This window comes from Pseudomonas fluorescens (genome assembly GCF_902498195.1).
Lineage (GTDB): Bacteria > Pseudomonadota > Gammaproteobacteria > Pseudomonadales > Pseudomonadaceae > Aquipseudomonas > Aquipseudomonas fluorescens_BU.
This window is the reverse complement of the sequence record NZ_CABVIY010000002.1, coordinates 810,607-835,549: the sequence shown is the minus strand read 5'-3', so window position 1 is coordinate 835,549 and position 24,943 is coordinate 810,607. Positions and strand designations below refer to the sequence as shown.

Below are 24,943 nucleotides of genomic sequence, written 5' to 3'. Positions count from 1 at the left end.
CGCAGGCTGCGATCTTTTTCAGAGCCCGCGCAAATCCCGCTCTTCGATCGGCCGGCTCTGGCGCAGGCGTTTGCCGCCCAGCACGACCCAGTCGATCAGGCGGAACAGGCATTCAATCCCGAATGACAGCAGCAATGCGCCGCTCATGCCCCAGATCATCGCCTCCGGCGTCAGCAGAATCTGGTAGCTGTATCCATTCCAGGTTTCCTTGCGAATGTCCGGGTCAGCGGCCAATACCACCTGCAGCAAGCGGATGTACCAGGGGCCCTGCATCGCCTGGAATTGCTTGTCCAGTGCCAGTTGACGGGTCAGCAGGTTGCTCAGACTGTCGGCATCGCTGCGAAAGATCGGGTCTTCGCTGGCGCGATAATGGGCCACCAGTGCCTGCACATCGCCCTTGAAGAACTGGTTGGCCGTGCCTTGAAACCCGCTCAGGCTGGTTTGCGCTTCAATCAGGTGCGCTTCGACGCGCTTGGCGTAATCGTTGATGAACCCCGGCACCTGGACACCGACCAACAGGCCCGCCGCAAACAACACCAGCCGTAGATAACTGAGCAACATGGGGAGCAGATCCTTATTCGGTCTTGCCCTGGCTGACGCATTCACCGCGTCGCCACAGGCTCCATTGGCCCGGTTCGTAGCGGGTCCAGGTTTCGTTTTCAGTCAAAGGTTCGGTGGCGATCACCGTGACCACGTCGTTGGGCGTGGTTTCGGCCTGGAAATCGACGATCACATCGACGTCTTTCAAGCGCGCCGGGCCGAACGGGGCGCGGCGGGTGATCTGCGCCAGTTTGGTCGAGCAATAGCAGAACAGCCAGTCGCCATCGCTGAGCAGGCAGTTGAACACGCCTTTGCTGCGGTACTCGGCACAAGCCGCCACCAGGTCCGGCAGCAGCTCCTCGACTTCGACCGGCTCGGGGAACGCCGCACGTATGCGGTTGAGCAAATCGCAGAACGCCGCTTCGCTGTCGGTATCGCCCACCGGACGGTAGAAACTGGCGGCTGGCTGGAAATCCGCCAATTGGCCGTTGTGGGCGAAACACCAGTTGCGGCCCCACAACTCACGCACGAAGGGATGGGTGTTGGACAAGCAGACCTTGCCGACGTTGGCCTGGCGGATGTGCCCGATCACCACTTCGCTCTTGATCGGGTAGCGTTGCACCAGGTTCGCGACTTCCGACTCGCAGCTTGCCGCCGGGTCCTGAAACAGCCGCAATCCACGCCCTTCATAGAACGCGATACCCCAGCCGTCACGGTGCGGACCGGTGCGTCCACCACGCTGCATCAGCCCGGTGAAGCTGAACACGATATCGGTCGGGACATTGGCGCTCATCCCCAATAACTCACACATGCGCGGACTCTCGCTTCAAGCCAGGGGCAAAGTTACAAACGCGGTTCGACCCGCATACGCTGGGGATTGCTCGGCACGGGTGGACGACCATAACGATCGTCGCCGGCACCGCCGAAAGGATGATCCTCCTCCGGTTCCTCGGCGAGGGCCGCGGCCTTGGCGGCGGCGGCCTGTTCCTTGCGGGCCCTGGAGGCGCGCTCGATGGGGAAGCGGATGGCGACGAACACCAGGTAGATGCCGAACGCGATCATGCCGTACATGAACAGGTCCGAAATCGCCCGCCACGCGTTGTTGCCGACCTTGAACAACAGGTCCAGGGCGGTAATGGCGATGGCCGGCGCGACCTTTTCCTTCACCGGGTCGATGATGGTCGGGCTGAACAACAGCACCGCCATCAGCACTCGCAGCGGTTCACGCAGCCAGCGCCACATCCAGCGGGTCAGGCGCATCCACACCAACAGGCAGCCCAAAGCGGCAAAGGCGTAAAGGCCCCAAGCGATCAGATAGTCGTTCTCGGTCATGGTGTCCATGGCAAGGCAGGCAAAGAGGCGCTTATAGTAACGACTTTTCGCACGCCAGGCTTGCCCCAATGCCGGTCGGTCGAACGCATTCCCTGTGGGAACGGGCTTGCCCGCGAAGCGGTCAGCACATTCAACATCTGTGTTGACTGATACACCGCTTTCGCGAGCAAGCCCGCCCCCACAGGTTGCCAAGCCTCTATTTCGTACATTGATCGAGAACCTTTCATGCCCCTAACCGCCAACGTTTCCGATGCCCCGATCGCCCGCAAGGACGAGGGCGATGACCCGTATGCCTGGCTGCAGGAGCGCGACACCGATGCGGTGCTCGACTACCTCAAGGCTGAAAACAGTTACCAGGAAGCACAAACCGCCGACCAGGCCGGGTTGCGTGAAACCCTGTTCGAAGAGATCAAGGGGCGGATTCTCGAAACCGACCTGTCCCTGCCCTCGCCGTGGGGGCCGTACCTGTATTACACGCGCACCACGGCAGGCGACGAGTACGCCCGTCACTACCGCTGCCCGCGCCCGGCCGACGACAGCCTGCAACTCGATGAGAGCCGGGAACAACTGCTGCTGGACCCGAACGTGCTGGCCAATGGCGGCTTCTTTTCCCTCGGCGCCTTCAGCATCAGCCCGGACCACCAGCGCCTGGCCTACAGCATCGACTCCACGGGCGATGAGATCTACACCCTGTTCGTGAAGGAATTGTCCGACGGGCGTGTCAGTGAACTGGAGTTCCAGGACTGTGACGGCAGCATGACCTGGGCCAATGACAGCCTGACCCTGTTCTTCGGCGAACTGGACGATACCCATCGCCCGCACAAGTTGTTCCGCTATCGCCTGGACGGCACGGCGGCCGATGAAGTGTTCCATGAGCCGGACGGGCGCTTTTTCATGCACTGCTACCGCTCCAGCTCCGAACAGCAATTGCTGCTGTCCCTGGGCAGCAAGACCACCAGCGAAGTCTGGGTGCTGGATGCCAACCAGCCGCAGCAAGCCTTTGCCTGCATCGCGCCACGGGTCGAAGACCATGAGTATGACGTCGATCACGGCGCGCTCGACGGCCAATGGACCTGGTTCATTCGCAGCAACCGCGACGGCATCAATTTCGCCCTGTACACCGCGGTCGATAGTGGCGTCGCGCCGATCGAATCCGCCTGGCACAACCTGATCCCCCATAGCGACACGGTGATGATCGAAGGCATGAGCCTGAACGCTGGCGCCATGACCTTGAGCCTGCGTGAAGGCGGCTTGCCGATCATTGAAGTGCACCCGCAGGATTTGCCGAGCTACCGGGTGCAACTGCCGGACGCGGCCTACAGCCTGCATGTGCAGAACAGCCTGGAATTCCCCAGCGAGCGGATTCGCCTGCGCTACGAAGCCTTGAACCGTCCGGCACAGATCCGCCAGCTTGAGCTGGTCAACGGTGAGCAGAAAGTCCTCAAGCAGACCCCGGTGCTCGGCCCCTTCGACGCCGATGCCTATGTCAGCCAGCGCCTGTGGGCCACGGCGCCCGACGGTACGAAAGTGCCGATCAGCCTTGTGGTCAAACGCGAAGCGCTCGGCAAGCCGACTCCGCTTTATCTGTACGGCTACGGCGCCTATGGCGAAAGCCTCGACCCGTGGTTCTCCCACGCACGCCTGAGCCTGCTCGATCGCGGCATCGCGTTTGCCATCGCTCACGTGCGCGGCGGTGGCGAACTGGGCGAAGCCTGGTACCGCGCCGGCAAGCAGGAACACAAGCACAACACCTTCAGCGATTTCATCGCCTGCGCCGAGCACTTGATCGCCAATGGCTTCACCACCGCGCCGCAACTGGCGATCAGCGGTGGCAGTGCCGGCGGCCTGTTGATCGGCGCGGTGCTGAATCAGCGGCCGGAGCTGTTCGGCGCGGCGATTGCCGAAGTACCGTTCGTCGACGTGCTCAATACCATGCTCGACCCTGAACTGCCGTTAACCGTCACTGAATACGACGAGTGGGGTAACCCTGAAGAACCGGACGTCTATGAGCGGATCAAGGCCTACGCTCCGTACGAAAACGTCAGCGCACAGGCGTATCCGGCCACGCTGGTGATTGCCGGCTATAACGACAGCCGCGTGCAGTATTGGGAGGCCGCCAAATGGGTGGCGAAGTTGCGCGCGACCAAAACCGACAACAATCCCCTGCTGCTCAAGACTGAACTGGGCGCCGGGCATGGCGGGATGAGTGGTCGATACCAGGGATTGCGTGACGTAGCACTCGAATACGCATTTTTGTTCAAGGTTTTGGGGATCGCCTGAGGAACTTGGCCCGATGACCCGGTCTTAAGATCACTCATTCCCTGTGGGAGCGGGCTTGCTCGCGAAAGCGGTGGGTCAGCCGGCATCAATGTTACCGGGCCCGACGCTTTCGCGAGCAAGCCCGCTCCCACAAGGGAAAGTGGGCATCCAGAACCCGGAAAAACAGACACAACAATAAAGATCGCCCGACATGTCAGAACCGACTCATCTGAATAACGAAATCCGCGACTGGCTGATGGACTGCGGCCTGTTCAACCAATTGCTGCCGGCGGACTTCGCCGCGGCCTCCGGTTATTTCAGCATCAGCACCATTGCCCAGGGTGAAGAGATTTTCCACGAAGGGGATGCTGGCAGTTTCATGTGCATCATCCACACCGGCCAGGTGGCCGTGCAAAAGACCACCGGCGACGGGCAACTCGTGACCATCGCCACCTTGCGCAGTGGCCGCTCGTTCGGCGAAATGGCCGTGCTCGATGGCGAACGCCGCTCAGCCAGTTGCGTGGCGGCGAGCAACTGCCAGTTGCTCAATCTGGGCAAGGACTCGCTGGAAAAGATGCTCAACGACGCCCCGAAAATCGCCGCCAAGATCATCCGCGCCCTTGCCGTGTCCCTGTCCAAGCGCTTGCGCATGGCCGACGGGCAATTGCTTGCGCAGCAAGTCTAACCACCCGGCGACTTGACCTTCGGCGGGTTCTGCTCGATCCCCGGCACGGGCTGGTCCTTGGTCGGCGGGTTCGGCATCTCGATTGGGACCAGGGGAGGACCGCCGCTGCCGGGGCCGACCTTGGGCAGCGGCGCCGGGGTGATTTGCGGATACGGCGTGGGCGTGGCGGTGCCCGGCGAACCGGGCATCGGCGCGGGACTGACCGGCGTGGCTTGCAACTGTTGGGCCTGCACTGCAGTAATCGAGAGCGCGGCCAGGGCAATGACCGTTAGAATGGTGCGCTTCATCAATGGCTCCGTTGGCCTTGTTGTCAGTTGCAGGCTACTCCCAACCGCGTCCGTTTGCCTTCCCCCCTGTTGCCATTTTCTCCTCAAGTGAGCCCCATGAAACGTTTCGTTCTGCTCGACACCACCCCTATTCCCGAGAACGGCGGTGCCCTGTGCCTGTTCGAGTACGGCGAGGATTTCGTCATCAAGATCCAGGGCGGTGACGGCGGACAACTGATGAACACCCGCATGCACGGCTCCGAGGATGCCCTGGCCGAGATTCCCTGCCGCAAGGTCGCCGGGCGTCCGGATTCGCGGGTGTTAATCGGTGGCCTGGGCATGGGCTTCACCCTCGCCTCGGCGCTCAGGCACTTGGGCAAGAGTGCCGAAGTGGTGGTGGCCGAGCTGGTGCCCGGTGTCGTGGAGTGGAATCGCGGGCCCTTGGGCGAAAAAGCCGGAAACCCGTTACTTGACCCGCGCACCGTCATCCGCCTGGAAGACGTGGCCAAGGTGCTGCAAGCCGAGCCGCAAGGATTCGATGCGATCATGCTCGACGTCGACAACGGCCCCGAAGGCCTGACCCAGAAGGCCAATAGCTGGCTCTATTCCGCCGGCGGCCTGAGCGCCTGTGCCAAGGCCCTGCGGCCAAAGGGCGTGCTGGCGGTCTGGTCAGCCAGCGCCGACCGGCAGTTTTCCGACAAACTGAAAAAAGCCGGGTTCAAGGCCGAGGAAGTGCAGGTCTTCGCCCACGGTAACAAGGGCACCCGCCACACCATCTGGATTGCCGAGAAGCTCAAGGGCTGAGCTAAACTTCACCCATAACCGTCATTCGTCTTCTACAAAGGTGAACCCATGAGTTCGTCCACCCCAACCAACACGTCCAAACTGGACCGCATCCTCGCCGACAACCAGCGCGACAAGGAAATGGGCTACCGCGACAAGGCCCTGAAAATGTACCCGCACGTGTGCGGCCGCTGCGCCCGTGAATTTTCCGGCAAGCGCCTGAGCGAACTGACCGTGCACCACCGTGACCACAACCACGACAACAACCCGCAGGACGGTTCGAACTGGGAGCTGTTGTGCCTGTATTGCCACGACAATGAACACTCGCGCTATACCGACCAGCAGTACTTCGGTGAAGGCTCGCTGAGCACGCCGAAAATCGCCAAGGCGACGCACAACCCGTTTGCCGCGTTGGCCGGACTGATGAAGAAAGAAGAATAATCTTCAGCGCCTCAACCGGCCTCTTCGCGAGCAGGCTCGCTCCCACAGTGGTTTTGTGTACACCACATCTCCCCTGTGGGAGCGAGCCTGCTCGCGAAAGCGATCGCCCGGACACCGCCAATCTCCAAACTGACCACTGCCTGCCAATCCCCGTATAATCGCGCTTTTTTCCCCAAAGGCACCCCGCTCGTGGCAGACAAACGGTACAGCTGCATTGGTTTGTATAACCCCAAGTCACCGGAGAACGTCGGTTCTGTGATGCGCGCCGCAGGCTGTTATGGCGTGGCATCGGTGTTCTACACCGGCAAGCGCTATGAGCGCGCCGCCGACTTCGTCACCGATACCAAGCGCGTCCACTACGACATCCCGCTGATCGGCATCGACGACCTGAAGAAAATCCTGCCGCTGAACTGCGTACCGGTCGCCGTGGAGCTGGTCGAAGGCGCCCGCCCGCTGCCTGAATACACGCACCCGGACCGCGCGCTGTACATTTTCGGACCGGAAGACGGTTCGCTGGATCAAGAGATCCGCGACTGGTGCGAAGACGTGGTCTACATCCCGACCACCGGCTGCATGAACCTGGCGGCCACGGTCAACGTGGTGCTTTACGACCGCATGGCCAAGGGCCTCAATACCCGCTCGGGGCCGAAGTTCCGCTGAGTTGCGGTACATTCGATGGAACCGGCTGACCGTCCCGGCAGTCAGCTGACTATCCATTACTGAACCGAAGCCTGGAGACAGATCATGAGCGAACTCAAACGCGTACAACGTATCGAATCCACCCCGTTTCAGACGCATACCGACCATAACGTCCAGGGTTGGGAGCGGATCGGCTCGCTGGCCGGTGGTGTGGTGATGGTGGGCAAGGGCCTGCGCCGTGGCGGTATTTTCGGCTTGATCCAAGTGGCCATCGGCGGCGTCGCCCTCGCCCGAGGCATCACCGGCCATAGCTCGGCGAAAAGCCTGCTGGAAAAAAGTCGCCAGGACATGGACAACGTGCGGGCGAAAATCCAGCGTGCCGGCGAAGATCTGGCGAAATTGAAGGCTAATGCCGAAGCGGCGACCAAAACCGCGACGGTGACCGGCAATGATTCGTTGAAATCGCCGAAAACCGGGGTTTGATCCTGAAGAGGCGTTGAGCATCAGGGCCACTTCGCGAAGCCCGCTCCCACATTTGTGTCTTACACAAAACCAATGTGGGAGCGGGCTTGCTCGCGAACGGCGGTGTTACTGAAGCAACTCGGTATCGAGCACCTTGGAAGAATCGCCAATCACGCTCTCCGAGAGCTGCACAAACTCCTTGGTGTCCAGGCTCCCCAACCGCATCGCCCCACGCAACACATCGTCCAGCGAACGCTTGTTGCGGGTCTTCAGGCGAATCTCGCGATCCAGTTCCTGCATCAACACCACCGCTTTTGAAATCTGCGCCGGATTGACCTGCTCGCCGCGCAAGGTGGTGACTTTCTGGCCGTCCTTCGCCAAACGTTCCTGCAAACTCTGATAACGCTCGTCACTCATGCCGCCAGCGCGGCGCACCAGTTCGATGGCGTAATACTCGGCAAAGCCCTCGCTGATCCAGTCACTGCGCTGCTTGTCGTTGATCCGCCCAAACAACTGGGCCAACTCCCGAACCAGTGCACTGCTGCCGCTTTCGCTGACCAGCGGCAGGCGGCTGTTCAGGTAGATCGACTCGTGCGCCGCGAGGCTGCCGCGCCACATCGGATCGTTGGCACCGACAATCAACAGCTTGGCGGGATGGCGAGGAAACACCGCTTGCACCTGCGGCCAGACGAAGGTCAACAGGGTCAGCACATCCATGCGCCGCATGCCCTGCCCCTGGGGCGAGGCCACGGTGACTTCGGTTTCTCCCAGGCGGGTGCGCCGACTGCCGAGATGACCGGCAAGCATCCAGCCGGTGGGCCGGTCGAACAATCGGGAGACGTTGTCGATGCGGAACTTGTTCTTGCCGATTCGCGGCCAGGCGGTTTCGACGCTTTTCCAGCCATTGGGCAATTCGAATTCCAGGCGTGACACCAGTTCGATACCGTCCTGCTGATCGAGCCTGGCGGGCGGCACCAGGTCCTCACCGCGCAGCAGCGCCCAGGCCGGGGTCATGCGGGTGTCGAAGCTGCCGCTCTTGCGGCCATGGCTGACACGAACGCGGTAGGTCAGGCTGGCCTTGTCGGTGGCCGGGCGCCAGACACCCCGGGCCGGTTTGCCCGGGGTCAGTTGCCACTGGCCATCAGCCTTGAAATCGCTGTAATGGCTACCATCGCCCAGGTCGAAATCCAGGCTGCGTACCGCTGAGCCCTGCGCCAGGGTGAGGCGCACTTCCGCCTGGTCGCTTTGCGGTAACAGGCGCACGTGGTAATCCAGATCGACCTTCTTCGCGGCCCACACGGGCAAACCTAGGGTCAGTAGCCCAACGACCCACGCCAGCCGCCATCCCACAGCCATACACACTCCTTGTTGACGCTCAGCCCGCCCGGAAAATCAGATGATCTTCCCAATCGTCTTCGGCCACGCTGCCTTCGGCGAGCATACGCCCGGACTGGGAAATACGTTCGTGATGCACCGCATCGCGATCACCGCACACCAGGTGATGCCACAGCGGCAAGTCCTTGCCCTCGCTGACCAGGCGATAACCGCAGGTCGGCGGCAGCCATTTGAATTCATCGGCCTTGCCCGGCGTGAGCTGGATGCAGTCCGGCACCGAATCGCGACGGTTCGGGTAATCGCTGCACTGGCAGGTCTTCAGGTCCAGCAGTTTGCAGGCGATACGCGTGTAATAGACGCTGTTGTCATCTTCGTCTTCGAGCTTTTGCAGGCAGCACAGGCCACAACCGTCGCACAGCGATTCCCATTCCTCTTGATCGAGTTGATCGAGGGTTTTGCGTATCCAGAACGGTTCGACTTTGGCGGCCATGGCTCAAGCATCAACATCAGGTGGTGAAAAGGCCGCCAGTCTAGTGCCCGCGGCCCCGCGGGCCAAGCACTGGCGACTGCCGGTAGATCAGGGCTTGTCAGTTTTGACGTCGCCAAGTAGCTTTGCCAGTCGCAAGGAGCCCTATCCGCGTGCCATTAACGCTCGACCGCGTTGCATTCCGGTGAACCGCCACGACCCTGCACAGACCTTACGCTCAGCTCAACTGCGCCCGCAGGTTCAGACGCCCCTCACTTCAAAACGTAGCAAGGAATCTCTTGATGAGTGCAAATCCACGCGTTGCCGATTACGCCATCCACCCTCAGTTCACCGATCGCTGGTCGCCCCGCGCCTTCACCGGCGAAACCCTCCCCGAGGAGACCCTGCTGTGCTTCTTCGAAGCCGCGCGCTGGGCCCCGTCGGCGTACAACTCGCAGCCTTGGCGCTTTCTCTACGCGCGCCGCGATACGCCGAACTGGGAGCGTTACCTGGGCCTGTTGAACGAGTTCAACCGCAGCTGGGCGCAACACGCCTCGGCCCTGGTGATCGTGATCTCGAAGACCACCTTCACGGCGCCTGGTGCCAGCGAAGAAACCCCGGCCCTGTGGCACACCTTCGACACCGGTTCGGCCTGGGGCCACCTGGCGCTGCAAGCGAGCCTCAGTGGCTGGCACACCCACGGCATGGCCGGTTTCGATCAGGAACTGACCCGCAAGGAGCTGAACATTCCTGAAGGCTATGCCCTGCACGCCGCCGTGGCGATCGGCAAGCTGGGCGACAAGGCGACCTTGGCCGAGTACCTGCAAGCCCGTGAAGTGCCGAGCCCGCGTCGTCCGTTGAACGAGCTGGCGGCCGAAGGCGATTTCACCCTCTAAGCCACACTGCAAAAATAAATGTGGGAGCGGGCTTGCTCGCGAAGGCGGCGCATCAGCGGACAATTGCCTGACTGATAGACCGCTTTCGCGAGCAAGCCTGCTCCCACCTTTTGATTGGGGGGGTGACTTCAATACCCGCGATCGAAATCCACTTCCCCGCGCAATGCTTCACCCGCCTGATAGGCCCGCAGGTTCTCGACAAACAGTTTCACCATCAGGGATGGCGAAGTCGGTGCCGAGCTGTGCCCGGTCAGCAACAGCCCCCAGGCGGTCCAGAACGGATGACGCTGCGGCAGCGGCTCCTGGCGGCAGACGTCGATCACGGCGCCTACCAGATGCCCTTCTTTCAAGGCTTGCACGAGGTCCGCATCGACCACCGCCACCCCGCGCCCGACGTTGATGAACAACCCGGTCGGCTTGAACTGCTTGAACAGCGCCGCATTGTAAATATCGTGGGTGTTCGGGGTATTTGGCAGCAGATTCACTACGTAATCCACTTCACCGACCAAACGTGGCAAGTCCTCCAGCGAACCGACTTCGACGAACGGCGCCTGCTCACGGGCCTCACTGGCGATGCCATACAGCACGACACCAAAAGGCAAGAGAAACCGGGCTACGGTCTGCCCGATATCACCGGTGCCAACGATCAGGACCTTGCGCCCTGCCAGGCTCTGGCCATGACGACTGTCCCACTTGCGCTCAACCTGGCTGACCAGCCGCGCCATCACTTCTCGCTCATGACCGAGCATATAGGTGAGCACGTATTCGGCCATGACCTGGCCAAAAATCCCCACCGCACGGGTCAGGCGATAGTGGCGAGGCAATCCATCGGCCAGGAGTGGCGTGATGCCCGCCCAGGTCGATTGCAGCCATTGGGGTTGGTGGCCTTGACGCAACAGGGTCGCCAGTAAATCGGGTTGACCGAGCCAGACCGGACACTCGGCGGCCTGGCGGGACAGTTCGGCGGAGTCACCGCTGGTCAGCACTTCCAGGTCCGGCGCGGACTCGCGCAGCAGTTGGGTGTACACAGGGTGGTCGTGTTCGGCAATCAGAACGCGCATGCTTCAACCTTTCAAAAAAGCGCTGCAGACGACCGCCGACGCACTACTGCTGCGTCGTCGCGGCCATCGCCAAAATCATTCCAGTGTTTCACAAAGGCTCTGAACAGAGCCTGTCTGCCGATTACATCGGGTCGTTGCGTCGTAGCAACTCTTCCGGCAAATGTTCGATGTATTCGTCTTCGGCCGGTGGCATTTGCAGGTGGTAACCCTGCTTGTCGAGGTTTTCCAGCACGACGGTGATGTCCTCGCGCGACAGTTTGCGCTCGGGGCTCAGCACCAGATCGAAAGCGTGGATGGGTTTGCCAAAAGCGATCATCAAGGGTTCCGGCACGCGCTCAAGCGCATCACTCTTGAGCACATAGAGGTACATCTCGTTTCGCTTGGTACTGCGGTAGATGGAGCAAATACGTTTCAAGGCTGTTCTCCGGCGGTAGCCAGGCTGTCGAGCAGTGCCTGGCCCATCAATTCGCGGCGCCAGCCACGCAACGAATCAGGCAATTGGTAGGGACCATTGGGGAAGCCGCTCTTGAGCAGTGCTTCCAGTGTTTTCTTGCGCAGCATCAGTTCCGGCGCGATGTTCAGGCGCTCGGCCTCGGCCTGGCCGATGGCTTTCATCTGCTTGAGCAGCGCCGCGGCGTCCACGGGCAGTGGCTCGGGCACGGCGGGTGGCCATTGGTCTGGCGACACACTGCCAGCGCGCTTGATCAGATCAAGCAGAAACTCGCCGTCCTGACGCACGGTGCGCGGGTGCATGTCTTCGATTTTTGCCAAGGCGCCCAGGTTGTCGGGCTGCGTGCGCGCCAAGGGCCACAGCGAATGCTCGCGGATGATGCGGTTGCGCGGCAGATCACGGGCGCGGGCCTCGGTTTCACGCCAGGCGCACAGCTCGCGCAACACGGCGAGCTGGGCGCGAGACAGTTTCCAGGCCAACTTGGCGTCGCGGTAAACCTCATAGGGGTCGATCTCGCGGCGCAGGTTGGCCACCAGCTCGGCGCCGTCCTCCAGGACCCAGGCATATTTATCGTCAGAAAGCTTCGGACGCAGCTGTACGAAAACCTCCGCCAGGTGCAGGGCATCTTCGGCGGCGTAGCTGATCTGGGTCTCGGAAAGCGGGCGCTGCAGCCAGTCGGAACGGGTTTCACCCTTGGGCAGGTCGATGCCGAGCACTTCCTGCACCAGCCGCGAATAGCCCATGGAGAAACCCAGGTTCAGGTAAGCGGCGGCCAATTGCGTATCGAACAGCGTCGCCGGCAGGCTGCCGGTCAAGCGCAGCAGGACTTCGAGGTCTTCGCTGCAGGCATGCACGACTTTGACCACGGCCGGGTTTTCCAGCAAGGCGGCCAGGGGTTGCCAGTTGTCGATGGTCAGTGGATCGATCAGGTAAGCACGTACGCCATCGCCCACCTGCAGCAGGCCGGCTATCGGATAGAAGGTGTCGACCCGCATGAATTCGGTGTCGAGGGCAACGTAGGGCAGTTGCTGCCATTCGGCGCAAAACCGCCCGAGGCTATCGTTGTCGCGAATCCAGTGAATATCGATGGCCACACGGCTCTCCCTTGAAGAATGGCCCGCAGTATATATCGCCCCCGGCGATTTCCGCGCATCCACTGAACAAGAGCTTGAGGGAAAACACCTTGCGCCACTCAGGAAACCTTGAATTTGCCCGGAAAAAGCGGGCCACCGGCGTGTTGAAGGCGGTCACTCCTTGGCCAGCACGCCGTCGATCACCGCCCCTCGACAGCCGGCAAACATGTCCAGATCCTGGTTGTAGACGTGGCTCTTGACCTCCAGCAACCCCAGCATCGAATGAAACAGGTTGTCCTGGCTGAGAGGTTTTTCCCGGCTCAGTTGCAGGCAGTGAGTGTCCACCGAGTAGGACTTTTGATAGTTGTCGGAAAACCAGGCCAGCATCGCCACATGTTTCTGCTGTTCCGGCGCCAGCATGTAAGGCGTGCCGTGGAGGAACAGGTTGTATTCGCCCAGGGATTCGCCGTGATCCGACAGATAGAGCATCGCGGTATCGACCTTGTCCTGGTTGCTGCGCAACAGATCGATCAGGGTCGACAGCACGTGATCGGTATACACCAGCGTGTTGTCGTAGCCGTTGACGATACTTTCGCGGCTGCAATTGTTCAGCGCATTACTTTCACAGACCGGGGTAAAGCGTTCGTACTCTTTCGGATAACGCTTGAAGTACTCCGGACCGTGACTGCCCATCTGGTGCAACACCAGCACCGTGTCTTTATCCAGGTTATCGATAAAGTGTTGCAAGCCTTGCAGCAGGATTTCGTCGCGGCATTCACTGTTGGCGCACAGCACCGGGTCTTTCAGGTTGCTGACGTCGTCGAGCGTCACCCGGTCGCAAGTGCCCTTGCAGCCGGACTGGTTATCCCGCCAGATAACATCGAGGCCGGCGCGCTTGAGCACATCCAGCAGGCCCTCTTCATTCTTCGCCTTGCTGGCGTTGTAATCCTTGCGGCCCATGTTAGAAAACATGCAGGGCACCGACACGGCGGTTTCCGTGCCGCAGGAGTGCACATCCGTGAAAGCGATCAGGCCCGCCTCTTTATCGAGCTTTGGCGTTGTATCGCGGTCATATCCCAGGATGCCGAAGTTCTCGGCCCTGGCACTCTCCCCCACCACCAGCACGGTCAAGGATTTGCGGCCGTGGTTTTGCAAGGCGGGGTTTCGCTGGGCATCCTCACCCACTTTGACAAAGGGTTGCTGAGCCGAGGCGACCTGTTCACGCAAATAACCGAACGAAGCGCCGATGTAGTTGCTCGGCACCAGCATCAGGCGCAACTCATGATGATTGCGAAACAATGAAGAAAGCCCCTGATAGTTAATCAGCGCCACACCACCAATGACCGCCACTGAAGCAACACTCACCAACACCTTACTTAACAGTTCACGGTGCCAGCGACGGTAACTAATCGGGGTTTTCCACAACAACCACGAGGGCAAGACCCCCAGCAAAAGGATATAAACAAGCAACTTTATCGACAGCAAGTCGCGAACTTCCGTGGCATTGGTTTCAGCGAAGTTACGCAACATGCCGGCGTCTATCAAAACACCGTATTGGCTCATGAAATACGCCACACCGGCGCTGATCATGAACAGCAGCGTCAGGACCGGCTTCATGACCGGGCGGAAGGCCAGCAGCGTCAGCACAATGTTGAAGGCCGCAAAGATCATCGCGCCAAAAGCCACGCGCATCACCACGCCTTTACCGTCCGCCCCGGTGATTTCAAACAAATGCTGCCACAAGACAAAGTTGAAGGCAGTCAATAAAAAGGCGCTGGCAATCAGTGTCACCCACTCGGGGCGCACGGCTTTAATCTTCAACATGATAATCGGCTGATCCTGAAAAGAAGTGCCTTCGGCAAATGTGAAAATTTCATTCACCGCGACAGCACTAACTTTAGGCAGCCAACCATCAATTTTTTGTGAAAAAGACGCCAACGATTAGTTGGGCTTGAAGATTCGCCTGAAACTAACAGCTTATTTGAGAATGGTTCAGCGTTTATTCAGGACCGGACCATGCAAGCCCCTCCCGTCGCCTTGCATTATTTAATTTCGGCGGCCTTCGATCACCGTGAAGTGCCCGAAGGCCTGTCGGGATTCACCCTCGACATACACTGGAGCCAAAGTGTCGATCAGGACAGCGCCAACCTCTGGTTGCGCGAGCAGGTGCTCAAGGCCTGCGCCGAGCCGAAAACGAGCAGAAACTCAGACGCCGATGGCGGTTTTGGTATACGACTCGCGATCGATATCAAGAATCTCCACACACAACTGGACTTCAACGCCCGCTGGCCATTCACAGAGGTCCTTCACCACCGCCAGCAGGCTTTCGGACAGTTGCTGCTTGATCTGCGGCGAACGCCCGCTCAGCAGCGCCAGCTTCACATGCACGAACGCCCGCTCCGCCAATGCCGTACCGACCCTGAATGTCTCGACCTTCACCGCCCGACTCTTGATGTCGAATTCGGCGCCGAACTGACCGGAACCCACCAGTGTGTTGTTGAGCCGCATCAGCGCCACGTCGGCATTCAGGTCAGGCAGGTTGGCGGTGTATTCCAGGTGCAGGTGCGGCATGGTGTAACTCCCGTAGGTCGGTGGAAAGTTCGTACGTATAACATAGCGCGGCCATGGTCACTGGGGCAGCGACAACAGATTGCGCTCCCCCATGAAGGCCTCGATCCGCGAACGCAGCCAGCGTTCAGCCGGGTCGCTGTCGACATGGCTGAGCCAGACCATGGACAGCTCCAGGGTCGGGGTCTTGAACGGAAAGGGTTCCTTGAACAACTGACCGGATGCCGCCATCGCCTCGGCGGTGTAGTCCGGCAGGCTGGCAAGCAGATCGGTCCCGGCCAGCAGCGCCGGCAACGAGCTGTATTGCGGCACCGAGAGCACCACCTGCCGCGAGCGACCGATCTGCGCCAGCCACTCATCGGCGAACCCGCTGACGTTGGCAATATGCGACACCAGAACATGTGGGCGCGAGCAGTATTCTTCGACGGTCAGCGGCGTATCGGACGCATCGGCACGTAACACGGCAGGGTGGATGTGCCGTAGCAATTTGCGCTTGGCGTTGGCCGGCAGACCGCGGGTCTGGGTGATACCGACCGTTATATCGCCGGAAGCCAGCAAATCGGGTATCCGCCAGTAATCAACATTCTGAACCACGAACACCACTTTTGGCGCCTCCTGGCGCAGCGCGCGCAACAGCGGCGGCAACAGTCCGTACTCGACATCGTCCGACATCCCGATACGAAACGTCATGGTGCTGCTGCTCGGGTCGAAATCGTGGGTCAGGCTGAGCGCCACTGATAACGAATCCAACGCCGGCGACAGGTGCCGAAAGATCTCTTCGGCCCGCGCCGTGGGCTCCATGCGATGACCGACGCGAATGAACAACGGATCATTGAACATCGTACGCAAGCGGTTGAGCGCCGAACTGATGGTGGGCTGACCGAGAAACAGCTTCTTCGCCACCTTGGTGACATTGCGCTCAAGCATCAGCGATTCAAACACCACCATCAGGTTGATGTCGGCCTTGCGTAATTCGTTGCGATTCATCCATTGGCCCCGCGCCCTTTGATTCTCGACAGTTTAGGGAGGTGGCGTAATCGGCGTCTATGCAACTGAACGAATGCCCCGAGCATTTTGCGTTTAATGCAAATGCGCTCACACGTTTTGTCCTACAGCCGCCTCCTGATTTCTTCGTTCGTCTGGCGGGACCTTGGTGCCCCCCTAAGCTCAGGGAGCCTCGGGCGGAACACACCGAGGCCACCGTCAACCCTTCGAAACCAAAAGGAGCCGCACGATGGCTAGAGATAAAGCGAAAGACGACAAACATTTCAATTGCACCCAGCCCCACGAAGCCGACTACGTTGCGGGTCTTTACCCTCACGCCAGGGAAGAGGTCAAAACGTTCCTGACCACGGCCTGCAAGGACAAATCCCTGCACAACTCCACCCACAAGGACGTCTACGACTTGATCAAGCGCAAACTGGGCCACTCGCAACCCTGAGACCGCCCGACCGGGAAGCTGCCCTGCCTGGGCAGCTTCATCGATACAAAGCTGGATCTGCTGGACCGGGGTTTGATCGCAGGTCATTACCATTAGCAAAAAACCGGCACAAACAAAAAAGCCCCGCAGCTTATTCAGCTACGGGGCTTTTTCTATGTAATGGCGGAGAGATAGGGATTCGAACCCTAGGTACCGGTGAAGGTACAACGGATTTCGAATCCGTCCCATTCGGCCACTCTGGCATCTCTCCAACGGCGCGCATCATAACAACACTTTCGCCGGAAGCGAACCCCCTTTCGCGAAATATTTCTGTGCTATCAGATGCTTGCGTCGGTTAAAGCGGTACGCCCAGACGATTGGCGACTTCTTCGTAGGCTTCGATGACGTCACCGAGGCCTTGACGGAAGCGGTCCTTGTCCATTTTCTTGCCGGTGGCCTTGTCCCACAGGCGGCAGCCGTCCGGGCTGAATTCGTCGCCCAGCACGATGGAGCCGTCGTGGAACACGCCGAATTCAAGCTTGAAGTCGACCAGCAACAGGCCGGCGTCGTCGAACAGTTTGCTCAGCACTTCGTTGACCTTGAGCGACAGTTCTTTCATGCGAACCAGTTGCTCGGCGGTGCCCCAACCGAACGCCACGACGTGGGATTCGTTGATGAACGGGTCGCCCTTGGCGTCGTCCTTCAGGAACAGTTCGAAGGTGTAAGGGTTGAGCTTCATGCCCTCCTCGACGCCCAGGCGCTTGACCAGGCTGCCGGCGGCGTAGTTACGCACGACGCACTCGACCGGGATCATGTCCAGTTTCTTCACCAGGCACTCGTTGTCGCCCAGCAGTTTGTCGAATTGGGTCGGCACGCCGGCTGCTTCGAGTTTCTGCATGATGAAGGCGTTGAACTTGTTGTTCACCATGCCCTTGCGGTCGAGCTGCTCGATACGCTTGCCGTCGAACGCCGAAGTGTCGTTGCGAAACAGCAGGATCAAGCGGTTAGCGTCGTCGGTCTTGTAAACCGATTTGGCTTTGCCGCGGTAGAGTTCTTCACGTTTTTCCATGATGGGCTCCGCTTGCTAAGTAGATGGGCTAGGCGATGTGTCGCCAGTCGAGCCCTGAATCTTGATCGGCCAGTTGCAGCCAGTCCGGGTCGCACCCGAGGGTGTCGACAAAACATTGCCGGGCCAGCTGCGGCAGGTTGTTCTTGCTGCTCAGATGGGCCAGGACCAGATGTTGCAGGCCTTGCCAGCCCAACTCGGCCACCAGGAATGCCGCCTGATGGTTGTTCAAATGTCCCAGTTCACCGCCCACCCTCTGCTTGAGAAAGTACGGGTAGTGACCGCGAGCCAGCAGGTCACGGCAATGGTTGGCCTCGATCATCAACGCATCGAGATCCCGATAGCCGTCCAGTACCTTGCTGCAATACGAACCCAGGTCGGTCAGCAGGCCGAAGCGCCGCTCACCATCGCTGAAGACGTATTGCGTCGGTTCCTGCGCATCGTGGGCCACGGCAATGACGCCAATGCTCAAGTCGCCGATCTGCAGTTGCTCACCGCCCGCCAGGAAGCCGGCGGGTTCGATGGGTTTGCGCATCCCGCGCAAGGTGCCGCGACTGAGGTAGACAGGCAGATTGTAGCGCCGAGACAGCAAACCCACGCCATGCACGTGGTCGGCATGTTCGTGGGTCACGAGTATCGCGCTCAGCTGCGCTGGGTTCACACCCAGGCGCAGCAGGCGTTTTTCGGTTTCCCGCAGGGAGAAACCACAATCCACCAGCACGTACGTGTCAGCGCTGGCTATCAGCGTGCCGTTCCCTTGGCTACCGCTGCCGAGAACGGCAAAACGCATGGGATCAGCCCAGGTTGTCCTGAATCACGGCCAACACTTTGCGCGCTACATCAGCCGGCGCCACAGTGTTGATGTTTTTCTCGACGGTGACCTGGACGCTGTCACCCACCTTGCTCAGGCGAACCTGATAACGCTCGGCACGGGCTTCAACTTCTTCCTTGTCCGGCTTGCTGCCGAACAGGCCACTGAAGAAACCTGGCTTGTCGTCCTTCTTCTCGGCCTTTTCGGCCAGGTTGATGTAGTACAGGCCCAGGCTGCGGTTGATGTCTTCGACGCGCCACTCGCCTTGCTCCAGTGCACGGCCGACGCTCGACCAGGCACGATCCAGGTCGGTACCGACGTTCAGCACAGGGTTGCCGCTGCCATCTTCGCTCAGGCTGACACGGCTTGGCGTGTCGAAATCACGGGAGGCCAGCATGGAGACCGAACCGCCCTTCTCCGAGATGCGGCTCATGCTTGCCAGCATGTCATCGACGAGAGCCGCGTCCAGGCCAGTGTTGACCGAACGATTGGTGAAGGCGACGTCGGCGGTGCTGCCGGCAGGACGCTCAGCGGTGACCACATAGATTTCGCTGGTGTTGCGCTGCACGCCTGGCTCGATACGCACCCGGGCGCGGACTTCGCTATCGGTGCTCACGCCCGCCGCGCTCAGGCGCTTGGCCATGGCTGCCGACAGTTCGTCGGAATGTTGCCAGGTCGTGGTGAATTCGCCGGTTTGCGGACGTTGTTCATCCAGGCGGAAACCGTTGTCCTGGAAGAATTGCACGGCCACAGGCCAGGCTTCCGCAGGCGGGTTCTGCGCCAGGATCGAACGCGAATCGCCGCTCTTTTGCAGGGAGTAAGCGCTGGCGTCGGCAGCGGCGGACAAGGGCAGCGGCCGAGGAACGACGTATTCGCCCTTGACGGTGTCATCGGCCACGTTACGCGGGATTGGCAGCAGCGGGTCCAGGCGCTTGGCGGTCTGGACATCCGGTGGCAATTGCATCGGTGCAGTCTGTTGCGCTTCCAGGTAATCGCTACCACGGTCACGGAAATAACCTTCCGGGCCCCAGATCCATCCGCAGCCACTGGTGCTGGAGATAATCAAGGCAAGTGCGGAAAGTCCGGCCATTCGCTTCATGCGTTGTACTTCCTCAATTAAACCAGGACGCCGGACTGGCGCATGGCCTGACGCAGCGGTTCATGACATTCGGCGCTGAGCCAGGTGAGCGGCAGACGGATACCGTCCGGCATCAAGCCCATTTCATGCAGCGCCCATTTCACGGGGATAGGATTGGATTCGATAAACAGGGTCTTATTGAGCGGCATCAGTTTTTCATGAATGGCACGCGCTTTCTCGGCGTCGCCGTTCAGGGCAGCGATGCACAGGTCGGCCATGTCGCGCGGGGCGACGTTGGCGGTGACCGAAATATTACCCTTGCCACCAAGCAGGATCAGCTCGACTGCGGTGGCATCGTCACCGGAGATCACCAGGAAGTTGCTGCTGACACCGTCGATGATGTCTTTTGCACGCTTGAGGTCGCCGGTGGCTTCCTTGATGCCGATGATGTTCTTGACGGTCGACAGACGAATCACGGTCTCGGCCTGCATGTCGCACGCGGTGCGACCTGGCACGTTGTAGAGGATCTGCGGGATGTCGACGGCTTCGGCGATGGTCTTGAAGTGCTGGTACAGGCCTTCCTGGGTCGGCTTGTTGTAATACGGCGTGACCAGCAGGCACGCATCGGCGCCGGCGGTCTTCGCGTTGGTGGTCAGCTCGATGGCTTCGCGGGTCGAGTTGGCGCCGGTACCGGCAATCACCGGAATGCGACCATTGACCTGCTTCACGACGCGACGGATGACTTCGATGTGTTCGTTCACATCAAGAGTGGCCGATTCACCTGTAGTGCCGACCGCCACGATGGCGTGGGTGCCGTTTTGCAGGTGAAAGTCCACCAGTTTGCTCAGGCTGTCCCAGTCGAGACGACCTTGTGCATCCATGGGTGTGACCAGTGCCACCATACTGCCCGCAATCATGCAACCGCTCCTGCCGGAAAAAGAGAGCCGTAATGGTACTGGCGCCAAGATGCTTGTACAAGCGAAGTACTGCGCTGCCGCCATTCCCCTTGGCGTCGCTTTTCGCTACCCTTCAGACTTTGATCGGTACTGATAAGCTCGTACGTCAGGTTTGAGCCTCCATTTTCGGCATCACAAGCCCCATTCCAGCGTTGCCGCCACTCGCTCCTGCCATACTGGAGCACGTTGCAACCTGCGCCTGGCGCTTTCTGAATTCGCATCCGCAGGCTCGCACCCGGCAAAACAAGCCGATAGAAGTACCGACCGCTCATCGCTTTAGGAATGCTGCATGTCCACCCCCACAGTTCGCGAACAATTCCTTGTCATCAGTGCCCTCGGCGCCAACCCCATGGAGCTGACTAACGTCCTGTGCCGCGCCAGCCATGAAAACCGCTGCGCCGTGGTCACTTCTCGCCTGACTCGTCATGGCGAGTGCAGTGCGCTGGTCCTCGAGATCTCGGGCAGCTGGGACGCCCTGGCTCGCCTGGAAGGCAGCCTGCCAGTGCTGGCAAAACGGCACGCCTTTACGGTCAATGTGGTGCGTAGCGCCGCGCTGGAGAACCGTCCCCAGGCCCTGCCGTACGTCGCCTATGTCAGCTCGGCCTACCGCTCGGACATCATCAACGAGCTGTGCCAGTTCTTCATGGACCACAACGTCGAGCTGGAAAACCTGACCTGCGACACGTATCAGGCACCGCAAACCGGCGGCACCATGCTCAATGCCACGTTCACCGTCACTTTGCCGGCCGGCGTGCAAATCAGCTGGTTACGCGATCAGTTCCTGGATTTCGCCGATGCGCTTAACCTGGATGCCCTGATCGAACCGTGGCGCCCTCAAAACCCAATGTAAGGATGCTTTCATGGCCGTTGCCATCGACCAACCGGTTGCCGACTTCGAAGCCCCCGCCACCATCGGGCAAACCGTCAGCCTGGCGGCGCTCAAAGGCAAGCAGGTGGTGATCTACTTCTATCCGAAGGACAGCACCCCGGGCTGCACCACTCAAGGCCAGGGTTTCCGCGATCAGCTTGACGCCTTCAAAGCGGCCAACACCGAAGTGTTCGGCGTTTCCCGCGACAGCCTGAAGTCCCACGAAAACTTCAAGGCCAAGCAGGCGTTCAACTTCGAGCTGATCAGCGACAAGGAAGAAGCGCTTTGCCAGCTGTTCGACGTGATCAAGTTGAAGAAGCTGTACGGCAAGGAATACATGGGTGTTGATCGCAGCACCTTCCTGATCGACAAGAATGGTGTGTTGCGCCAGGAATGGCGTGGGGTGAAGGTGCCGGGGCATGTCGATGCGGTTCTGGCGGCGGCCCAGGCGCTGAACAAGGCCTGATTCCAGAAAGATCGCAGCCTTCGGCAGCTCCTACAGGGGTTCGCATGTATCTGTAGGAGCTGCCGGAGGCTGCGATCTTTTTTGCAGCACAATCAATCTAAAGCAGCGGCGCCACCACCGGCTCCTTGCGCGGCCACGCGTCGAGCACGGCTTTAAACAGGGTCGCCAGGGGAATCGCAAAGAACACCCCCCAAAAACCCCACAACCCGCCAAACAACAGCACCGCACAGATGATCGCCACCGGGTGCAAATTCACCGCTTCCGAAAAGAGCAACGGCACCAGCACGTTGCCGTCCAGCGTCTGGATGATTCCGTAGACCGCCATCAGATAGATGAACTGATCGCTCCAGCCCCACTGGAACAATGCAATCAGAAACACCGGCACGGTCACCACCACCGCCCCGACGTAGGGCACCACCACCGACACCCCGACCAGCAACGCCAACAGCGCCGCATAGTTGAGCTCCAGAATGACGAAGGCGATGTAGGTCACCCCTCCGCAAATGAAAATCTCGATGACCTTGCCGCGAATGTAGTTGGCGATCTGCCGGTTCATTTCATGGGCTACGCGGGTGATCAGCGTTCGCTCGCGGGGCAGGTAGCCGCGCACCCACTGGCCAATCATCGCCCGGTCCTTGAGGAAGAAAAACACCAGGATCGGCACCAGCACCAGATAGATCATGATGTTGACCAACAGCGGCAGGCTCGACAGCGAGAACGTCAGCGCCCACTGCCCGAACTTGCCAATCTCGCCCCGCGCCACTTCGATGGCCTGCAGCACCTGCTCGTCGGACACCAGATGCGGATAGCGCTCCGGCAACAGCAATAACAGCGATTGCCACTTGGCTAGCATGCCCGGCAACTCGTTGAACAAGGTGATCAACTGATGCCACAGCAACGGCACCACGACCACGATGAACACCAGCAACAGCCCCATGAACAACGCGAACACCAGCCCTACCGCCGCGCCGCCTGGCACACGCAGGCGTTCGAGGGTCAGCACCAGGCCCTGCATCAGGTATGCCAGCACCATCCCGGCCAGGACTGGCGCCAGCATGCCGCCCAGCGTCAGTACGGCGGTGAACGCCAGAAAGAGCAGAACAGCCAGAACCACGGCTTCTTCATCGGAGAAGTAGCGCTGCATCCAGTCGCGTAACACTTTGAACATCAATAATCCTTAAGAACAAATGCCGCGGGGATTCAGGCTTTTTTCAACCAGTAGCGGTACACGCCCGACTCATCTTCTTCACGAAGCAGCGTATGACCGGCCAATCGGGCAAAGGTGCGAAAGTCGCGCTGCGAGCCCGCATCGGTGGCGATCACTTTGAGTATCGTGCCACTGGCCATCCGGTTGAGTTCCATCTTGGCCTTGAGTAACGGCAACGGGCAATTCAAGCCACTGGCGTCCAGTTCAACGTCATGGGCTACAGCGTCGGTCATTGCATCACTCCGGTTCAGATGGTTGAGTTGCCTAGAATATCTGGTCGCAGGGCTGGTGTCCGGCTACAGTAAGGTCTTTGTCGACTAAGGCTTTGTGCATGACTTTTTTGCGCCCTACCCTGCTGACGCTCGCTTGCCTGCTCGCCTCACCGGGCTTTGCCGACGACCTGCCGTCACTCGGCGACGCCAGTTCTGCCATCGTCTCGCCGCAGCAGGAATACCAATTGGGCCGCGCGTGGCTGGCGCTATTGCGCAGCCAGGTCTCGCAGCTCAATGATCCGCAACTCAAGGACTATGTCGAATCCAGCGTTTATCGCCTGGTGGAGACCAGCCAGGTCAATGACCGGCGTCTTGAATTCATCCTGATCAACAGCCCGCAGCTCAACGCCTTCGCGGCGCCAGGCGGGATTGTCGGTGTGAACGGAGGCTTGTTCCTCAACGCCCAGACCGAAGGCGAATACGCCTCGGTACTGGCTCACGAACTGGCGCACTTGTCGCAGCGCCACTTTGCCCGTGGCGTCGAAGCCCAACAACGCATGCAAGTGCCAATGATGGCCGCGCTGCTGGCCGGGATCGTGATCGCCGCAGCCGGCGCCGGCGATGCGGGTATCGCCGCCATTGCGGGCACGCAGGCGGCGGCGATTCAGGAGCAGCGGCGGTTCTCCCGTCAAAACGAACAGGAAGCCGACCGCATCGGCATCCTCAATCTGGAAAAGGCCGGCTACGATCCGCGCTCGATGCCCACCATGTTCGAGCGCCTGGGGCGACAATATCGTTTCGACGCCAAGCCACCGGAATTCCTGCTGACTCACCCGGTGACCGAATCGCGTATCGCCGACACCCGCAACCGCGCCGAACAGGCCAAGCCGGGGGGAATCGAAGACACCCTGCGTTATCAACTGATTCGTGCACGGGTCCAGTTGATCTATGAAGAAACACCTGGCCTGGGCGCGAAGCGCTTCCGCGCGCAACTGGATGAAAACCCGAAAAGCGATGTCGCTCGCTATGGCCTGGCCATCGCCCAGATCAAGGGCGGCCAGCTGAACGAGGCACGGGAAAACCTCAAGCTGTTGCTGGCCAAGTCGCCGAACGAGATCATTTACAACCTCGCGCAAATCGATCTGGACATCACCAACAACCGCCTCCCGGATGCGCAGTCCCGGGTAGACCGGATGCTGACCCAGTACCCCGGCAACTATCCGCTGAACCAGGTGCGTGTTGACCTGCTGCTGAAACAGAACCGTGCCGCCGACGCCGAAAAAGCCCTCGAAGGCTTGCTCAAGTCGCGACCGGACGATCCTGACGTGTGGTACCAGGTGGCCGAGACCCGAGGCCTGTCAGGCAATATCATCGGCCTGCATCAGGCGCGCGCCGAGTATTTCGCCCTGGTCGGCGACTATCGCCAGGCCATCCAGCAACTGGATTTCGCCAAGCGCAAGGCCGGCACCAACTTCCCGCTGTCCTCGAGAATCGATGCCCGCCAGCGCGAGTTGATGGAACAGGAGCGCATGATCAAGGACATGATGGGCTGACGGCAGCAGAAACCCTTAGTTTCAGGCACAAAAAAACCGCCTCTTTCGA

Annotated in this window: 29 protein-coding genes, 1 tRNA gene and 1 pseudogene; 12 read left to right on the top strand and 19 right to left on the bottom strand. The window is 60.2% G+C overall.

Annotated elements, in window-relative coordinates; genetic code table 11:
- Positions 1 to 18 precede the first annotated feature (18 nt).
- From F8N66_RS09350 to F8N66_RS09340, 3 genes are read right to left on the bottom strand one after another with little or no spacing between them, the layout of a single operon-like run.
- Positions 19 to 561, bottom strand: coding sequence for a DUF2937 family protein (locus F8N66_RS09350; RefSeq protein WP_150769891.1), 543 nt, complete (start codon positions 559 to 561; stop codon positions 19 to 21).
- A 13-nt stretch (positions 562 to 574) separates the two neighbouring features.
- Positions 575 to 1,351 carry a class II glutamine amidotransferase gene (locus F8N66_RS09345; protein ID WP_150769890.1) on the bottom strand — a complete coding sequence of 259 codons (777 nt, stop codon included), beginning with the start codon at positions 1,349 to 1,351 and terminating at the stop codon, positions 575 to 577.
- Between the two features lie 32 nt (positions 1,352 to 1,383).
- A complete protein-coding gene (locus tag F8N66_RS09340; RefSeq protein WP_150769889.1) occupies positions 1,384 to 1,881 on the bottom strand; it encodes an MFS transporter in 498 nt (165 codons plus the stop codon).
- A 216-nt stretch (positions 1,882 to 2,097) separates the two neighbouring features.
- On the opposite strand from F8N66_RS09340, the gene F8N66_RS09330 reads away from it, so the two are divergent.
- Together F8N66_RS09330 and F8N66_RS09325 are read left to right on the top strand one after the other, a co-directional pair.
- Complete coding sequence (locus tag F8N66_RS09330) at positions 2,098 to 4,152, top strand: S9 family peptidase (protein ID WP_150769888.1); 2,055 nt, start codon at positions 2,098 to 2,100, stop codon at positions 4,150 to 4,152.
- A gap of 190 nt (positions 4,153 to 4,342) precedes the next feature.
- A complete protein-coding gene (locus tag F8N66_RS09325; protein WP_150769887.1) occupies positions 4,343 to 4,816 on the top strand; it encodes a cyclic nucleotide-binding domain-containing protein in 474 nt (157 codons plus the stop codon).
- On the opposite strand, the gene F8N66_RS09320 is transcribed toward F8N66_RS09325, so the two are convergent.
- Entirely contained in the window at positions 4,813 to 5,103 is a 291-nt protein-coding gene (locus F8N66_RS09320; RefSeq protein ID WP_150769886.1) for a hypothetical protein, read from the bottom strand. The two genes, F8N66_RS09325 and F8N66_RS09320, sit on opposite strands and share 4 nt — an antisense overlap.
- 96 nt (positions 5,104 to 5,199) lie before the next feature.
- On the opposite strand from F8N66_RS09320, the gene F8N66_RS09315 reads away from it, so the two are divergent.
- The 4 genes from F8N66_RS09315 to F8N66_RS09300 all read left to right on the top strand — a co-directional run bounded on the left by F8N66_RS09315 (position 5,200) and on the right by F8N66_RS09300 (position 7,428).
- A complete protein-coding gene (locus tag F8N66_RS09315) occupies positions 5,200 to 5,886 on the top strand; it encodes a spermidine synthase (protein ID WP_150769885.1) in 687 nt (228 codons plus the stop codon).
- Positions 5,887 to 5,934: 48 nt separating this feature from the next.
- On the top strand, positions 5,935 to 6,306 hold the full coding sequence (locus F8N66_RS09310; RefSeq protein ID WP_053156205.1) for a YajD family HNH nuclease: 372 nt from the start codon (positions 5,935 to 5,937) through the stop codon (positions 6,304 to 6,306).
- 189 nt (positions 6,307 to 6,495) lie between these two features.
- Positions 6,496 to 6,966 carry an RNA methyltransferase gene (locus tag F8N66_RS09305; protein ID WP_095060636.1) on the top strand — a complete coding sequence of 157 codons (471 nt, stop codon included), beginning with the start codon at positions 6,496 to 6,498 and terminating at the stop codon, positions 6,964 to 6,966.
- Between the two features lie 84 nt (positions 6,967 to 7,050).
- Entirely contained in the window at positions 7,051 to 7,428 is a 378-nt protein-coding gene (locus F8N66_RS09300) for a DUF2892 domain-containing protein (RefSeq protein WP_150769884.1), read from the top strand.
- Between the two features lie 105 nt (positions 7,429 to 7,533).
- Here the strand turns inward: F8N66_RS09300 and F8N66_RS09295 are convergent, their stop codons facing one another.
- Together F8N66_RS09295 and F8N66_RS09290 are read right to left on the bottom strand one after the other, a co-directional pair.
- Complete coding sequence (locus F8N66_RS09295; RefSeq protein ID WP_150769883.1) at positions 7,534 to 8,763, bottom strand: hypothetical protein; 1,230 nt, start codon at positions 8,761 to 8,763, stop codon at positions 7,534 to 7,536.
- Positions 8,764 to 8,782: 19 nt separating this feature from the next.
- Complete coding sequence (locus F8N66_RS09290; protein ID WP_128608633.1) at positions 8,783 to 9,232, bottom strand: YcgN family cysteine cluster protein; 450 nt, start codon at positions 9,230 to 9,232, stop codon at positions 8,783 to 8,785.
- 278 nt (positions 9,233 to 9,510) lie between these two features.
- Here F8N66_RS09290 and F8N66_RS09285 point away from each other — a divergent pair, with 278 nt between their 5' ends.
- Positions 9,511 to 10,104, top strand: a complete 594-nt coding sequence (locus tag F8N66_RS09285; protein WP_150769882.1) for a nitroreductase family protein — start codon at positions 9,511 to 9,513, stop codon at positions 10,102 to 10,104.
- A 128-nt stretch (positions 10,105 to 10,232) separates the two neighbouring features.
- Here the strand turns inward: F8N66_RS09285 and F8N66_RS09280 are convergent, their stop codons facing one another.
- The 4 genes from F8N66_RS09280 to F8N66_RS09265 all read right to left on the bottom strand — a co-directional run bounded on the left by F8N66_RS09280 (position 10,233) and on the right by F8N66_RS09265 (position 14,513).
- Positions 10,233 to 11,165, bottom strand: coding sequence for a D-2-hydroxyacid dehydrogenase (locus tag F8N66_RS09280; protein WP_150769881.1), 933 nt, complete (start codon positions 11,163 to 11,165; stop codon positions 10,233 to 10,235).
- A 121-nt stretch (positions 11,166 to 11,286) separates the two neighbouring features.
- Complete coding sequence (locus F8N66_RS09275; protein ID WP_150769880.1) at positions 11,287 to 11,580, bottom strand: YcgL domain-containing protein; 294 nt, start codon at positions 11,578 to 11,580, stop codon at positions 11,287 to 11,289.
- Positions 11,577 to 12,710 (bottom strand): ribonuclease D, encoded by a 1,134-nt coding sequence (rnd, locus tag F8N66_RS09270; RefSeq protein WP_150769879.1) that lies wholly within the window; start codon positions 12,708 to 12,710, stop codon positions 11,577 to 11,579. The genes F8N66_RS09275 and rnd overlap by 4 nt, the downstream gene beginning before the upstream one ends.
- 153 nt (positions 12,711 to 12,863) lie before the next feature.
- A complete protein-coding gene (locus F8N66_RS09265) occupies positions 12,864 to 14,513 on the bottom strand; it encodes a phosphoethanolamine transferase (protein ID WP_150769878.1) in 1,650 nt (549 codons plus the stop codon).
- Positions 14,514 to 14,744: 231 nt separating this feature from the next.
- On the opposite strand from F8N66_RS09265, the pseudogene F8N66_RS31685 reads away from it, so the two are divergent.
- Positions 14,745 to 14,876 (top strand): annotated as a pseudogene (locus F8N66_RS31685) (LysR family transcriptional regulator); the annotation flags it as partial.
- A gap of 18 nt (positions 14,877 to 14,894) precedes the next feature.
- On the opposite strand, the gene F8N66_RS09255 reads toward F8N66_RS31685, so the two are convergent.
- The gene (locus F8N66_RS09255; protein WP_150769877.1) at positions 14,895 to 15,260 is read right to left on the bottom strand and encodes a 5-carboxymethyl-2-hydroxymuconate Delta-isomerase; all 366 of its coding nucleotides are present in this window, start codon (positions 15,258 to 15,260) and stop codon (positions 14,895 to 14,897) included.
- Positions 15,261 to 15,317: 57 nt separating this feature from the next.
- Positions 15,318 to 16,244, bottom strand: coding sequence for a LysR family transcriptional regulator (locus tag F8N66_RS09250; RefSeq protein ID WP_150769876.1), 927 nt, complete (start codon positions 16,242 to 16,244; stop codon positions 15,318 to 15,320).
- Positions 16,245 to 16,491: 247 nt separating this feature from the next.
- Between F8N66_RS09250 and F8N66_RS09245 the strand changes: the two genes are divergently transcribed.
- A complete protein-coding gene (locus F8N66_RS09245; RefSeq protein ID WP_150769875.1) occupies positions 16,492 to 16,698 on the top strand; it encodes a hypothetical protein in 207 nt (68 codons plus the stop codon).
- A 160-nt stretch (positions 16,699 to 16,858) separates the two neighbouring features.
- On the opposite strand, the gene F8N66_RS09240 is transcribed toward F8N66_RS09245, so the two are convergent.
- The 5 genes from F8N66_RS09240 to dapA form a co-directional block, all read right to left on the bottom strand.
- Positions 16,859 to 16,948, bottom strand: a tRNA-Ser gene (locus tag F8N66_RS09240).
- A gap of 84 nt (positions 16,949 to 17,032) precedes the next feature.
- Positions 17,033 to 17,746, bottom strand: coding sequence for a phosphoribosylaminoimidazolesuccinocarboxamide synthase (gene purC / locus F8N66_RS09235; RefSeq protein ID WP_007944067.1), 714 nt, complete (start codon positions 17,744 to 17,746; stop codon positions 17,033 to 17,035).
- 28 nt (positions 17,747 to 17,774) lie between these two features.
- Positions 17,775 to 18,533, bottom strand: a complete 759-nt coding sequence (locus F8N66_RS09230) for an MBL fold metallo-hydrolase (RefSeq protein ID WP_150769874.1) — start codon at positions 18,531 to 18,533, stop codon at positions 17,775 to 17,777.
- Positions 18,534 to 18,537: 4 nt separating this feature from the next.
- The gene (bamC, locus tag F8N66_RS09225; protein ID WP_150769873.1) at positions 18,538 to 19,653 is read right to left on the bottom strand and encodes an outer membrane protein assembly factor BamC; all 1,116 of its coding nucleotides are present in this window, start codon (positions 19,651 to 19,653) and stop codon (positions 18,538 to 18,540) included.
- A 17-nt stretch (positions 19,654 to 19,670) separates the two neighbouring features.
- The gene (dapA, locus tag F8N66_RS09220; protein ID WP_150769872.1) at positions 19,671 to 20,549 is read right to left on the bottom strand and encodes a 4-hydroxy-tetrahydrodipicolinate synthase; all 879 of its coding nucleotides are present in this window, start codon (positions 20,547 to 20,549) and stop codon (positions 19,671 to 19,673) included.
- A 328-nt stretch (positions 20,550 to 20,877) separates the two neighbouring features.
- On the opposite strand from dapA, the gene F8N66_RS09210 reads away from it, so the two are divergent.
- Both F8N66_RS09210 and F8N66_RS09205 read left to right on the top strand, forming a co-directional pair.
- Entirely contained in the window at positions 20,878 to 21,438 is a 561-nt protein-coding gene (locus F8N66_RS09210; protein ID WP_007979776.1) for a glycine cleavage system protein R, read from the top strand.
- Positions 21,439 to 21,448: 10 nt separating this feature from the next.
- On the top strand, positions 21,449 to 21,922 hold the full coding sequence (locus F8N66_RS09205; protein ID WP_150769871.1) for a peroxiredoxin: 474 nt from the start codon (positions 21,449 to 21,451) through the stop codon (positions 21,920 to 21,922).
- A gap of 97 nt (positions 21,923 to 22,019) precedes the next feature.
- On the opposite strand, the gene F8N66_RS09200 is transcribed toward F8N66_RS09205, so the two are convergent.
- Positions 22,020 to 23,090 (bottom strand): AI-2E family transporter, encoded by a 1,071-nt coding sequence (locus F8N66_RS09200; RefSeq protein WP_150769870.1) that lies wholly within the window; start codon positions 23,088 to 23,090, stop codon positions 22,020 to 22,022.
- 32 nt (positions 23,091 to 23,122) lie between these two features.
- Positions 23,123 to 23,362, bottom strand: a complete 240-nt coding sequence (locus tag F8N66_RS09195) for a sulfurtransferase TusA family protein (protein ID WP_150769869.1) — start codon at positions 23,360 to 23,362, stop codon at positions 23,123 to 23,125.
- 98 nt (positions 23,363 to 23,460) lie between these two features.
- Here F8N66_RS09195 and F8N66_RS09190 point away from each other — a divergent pair, with 98 nt between their 5' ends.
- Positions 23,461 to 24,894, top strand: coding sequence for a M48 family metalloprotease (locus F8N66_RS09190; RefSeq protein ID WP_150769868.1), 1,434 nt, complete (start codon positions 23,461 to 23,463; stop codon positions 24,892 to 24,894).
- The last annotated feature ends 49 nt before the right edge of the window (positions 24,895 to 24,943 follow it).

Coding starts and splice junctions, on each gene's coding strand:
- bamC (WP_150769873.1), bottom strand. CDS start 19,653: ATGAAGCGAATGGCCGGACTTTCCGCACTTGCCTTGATTATCTCCAGC.
- F8N66_RS09345 (WP_150769890.1), bottom strand. CDS start 1,351: ATGTGTGAGTTATTGGGGATGAGCGCCAATGTCCCGACCGATATCGTG.
- F8N66_RS09230 (WP_150769874.1), bottom strand. CDS start 18,533: ATGCGTTTTGCCGTTCTCGGCAGCGGTAGCCAAGGGAACGGCACGCTG.
- F8N66_RS09255 (WP_150769877.1), bottom strand. CDS start 15,260: ATGCCGCACCTGCACCTGGAATACACCGCCAACCTGCCTGACCTGAAT.
- F8N66_RS09250 (WP_150769876.1), bottom strand. CDS start 16,244: ATGAATCGCAACGAATTACGCAAGGCCGACATCAACCTGATGGTGGTG.
- F8N66_RS09350 (WP_150769891.1), bottom strand. CDS start 561: ATGTTGCTCAGTTATCTACGGCTGGTGTTGTTTGCGGCGGGCCTGTTG.
- F8N66_RS09315 (WP_150769885.1), top strand. CDS start 5,200: ATGAAACGTTTCGTTCTGCTCGACACCACCCCTATTCCCGAGAACGGC.
- F8N66_RS09300 (WP_150769884.1), top strand. CDS start 7,051: ATGAGCGAACTCAAACGCGTACAACGTATCGAATCCACCCCGTTTCAG.
- F8N66_RS09245 (WP_150769875.1), top strand. CDS start 16,492: ATGGCTAGAGATAAAGCGAAAGACGACAAACATTTCAATTGCACCCAG.
- F8N66_RS09210 (WP_007979776.1), top strand. CDS start 20,878: ATGTCCACCCCCACAGTTCGCGAACAATTCCTTGTCATCAGTGCCCTC.
- F8N66_RS09310 (WP_053156205.1), top strand. CDS start 5,935: ATGAGTTCGTCCACCCCAACCAACACGTCCAAACTGGACCGCATCCTC.
- F8N66_RS09205 (WP_150769871.1), top strand. CDS start 21,449: ATGGCCGTTGCCATCGACCAACCGGTTGCCGACTTCGAAGCCCCCGCC.
- F8N66_RS09340 (WP_150769889.1), bottom strand. CDS start 1,881: ATGGACACCATGACCGAGAACGACTATCTGATCGCTTGGGGCCTTTAC.
- F8N66_RS09190 (WP_150769868.1), top strand. CDS start 23,461: ATGACTTTTTTGCGCCCTACCCTGCTGACGCTCGCTTGCCTGCTCGCC.
- purC (WP_007944067.1), bottom strand. CDS start 17,746: ATGGAAAAACGTGAAGAACTCTACCGCGGCAAAGCCAAATCGGTTTAC.
- F8N66_RS09195 (WP_150769869.1), bottom strand. CDS start 23,362: ATGACCGACGCTGTAGCCCATGACGTTGAACTGGACGCCAGTGGCTTG.
- F8N66_RS09280 (WP_150769881.1), bottom strand. CDS start 11,165: ATGCGCGTTCTGATTGCCGAACACGACCACCCTGTGTACACCCAACTG.
- F8N66_RS09290 (WP_128608633.1), bottom strand. CDS start 9,232: ATGGCCGCCAAAGTCGAACCGTTCTGGATACGCAAAACCCTCGATCAA.
- F8N66_RS09325 (WP_150769887.1), top strand. CDS start 4,343: ATGTCAGAACCGACTCATCTGAATAACGAAATCCGCGACTGGCTGATG.
- F8N66_RS09295 (WP_150769883.1), bottom strand. CDS start 8,763: ATGGCTGTGGGATGGCGGCTGGCGTGGGTCGTTGGGCTACTGACCCTA.
- F8N66_RS09200 (WP_150769870.1), bottom strand. CDS start 23,090: ATGTTCAAAGTGTTACGCGACTGGATGCAGCGCTACTTCTCCGATGAA.
- F8N66_RS09320 (WP_150769886.1), bottom strand. CDS start 5,103: ATGAAGCGCACCATTCTAACGGTCATTGCCCTGGCCGCGCTCTCGATT.
- F8N66_RS09265 (WP_150769878.1), bottom strand. CDS start 14,513: ATGTTGAAGATTAAAGCCGTGCGCCCCGAGTGGGTGACACTGATTGCC.
- dapA (WP_150769872.1), bottom strand. CDS start 20,549: ATGATTGCGGGCAGTATGGTGGCACTGGTCACACCCATGGATGCACAA.
- F8N66_RS09285 (WP_150769882.1), top strand. CDS start 9,511: ATGAGTGCAAATCCACGCGTTGCCGATTACGCCATCCACCCTCAGTTC.
- F8N66_RS09330 (WP_150769888.1), top strand. CDS start 2,098: ATGCCCCTAACCGCCAACGTTTCCGATGCCCCGATCGCCCGCAAGGAC.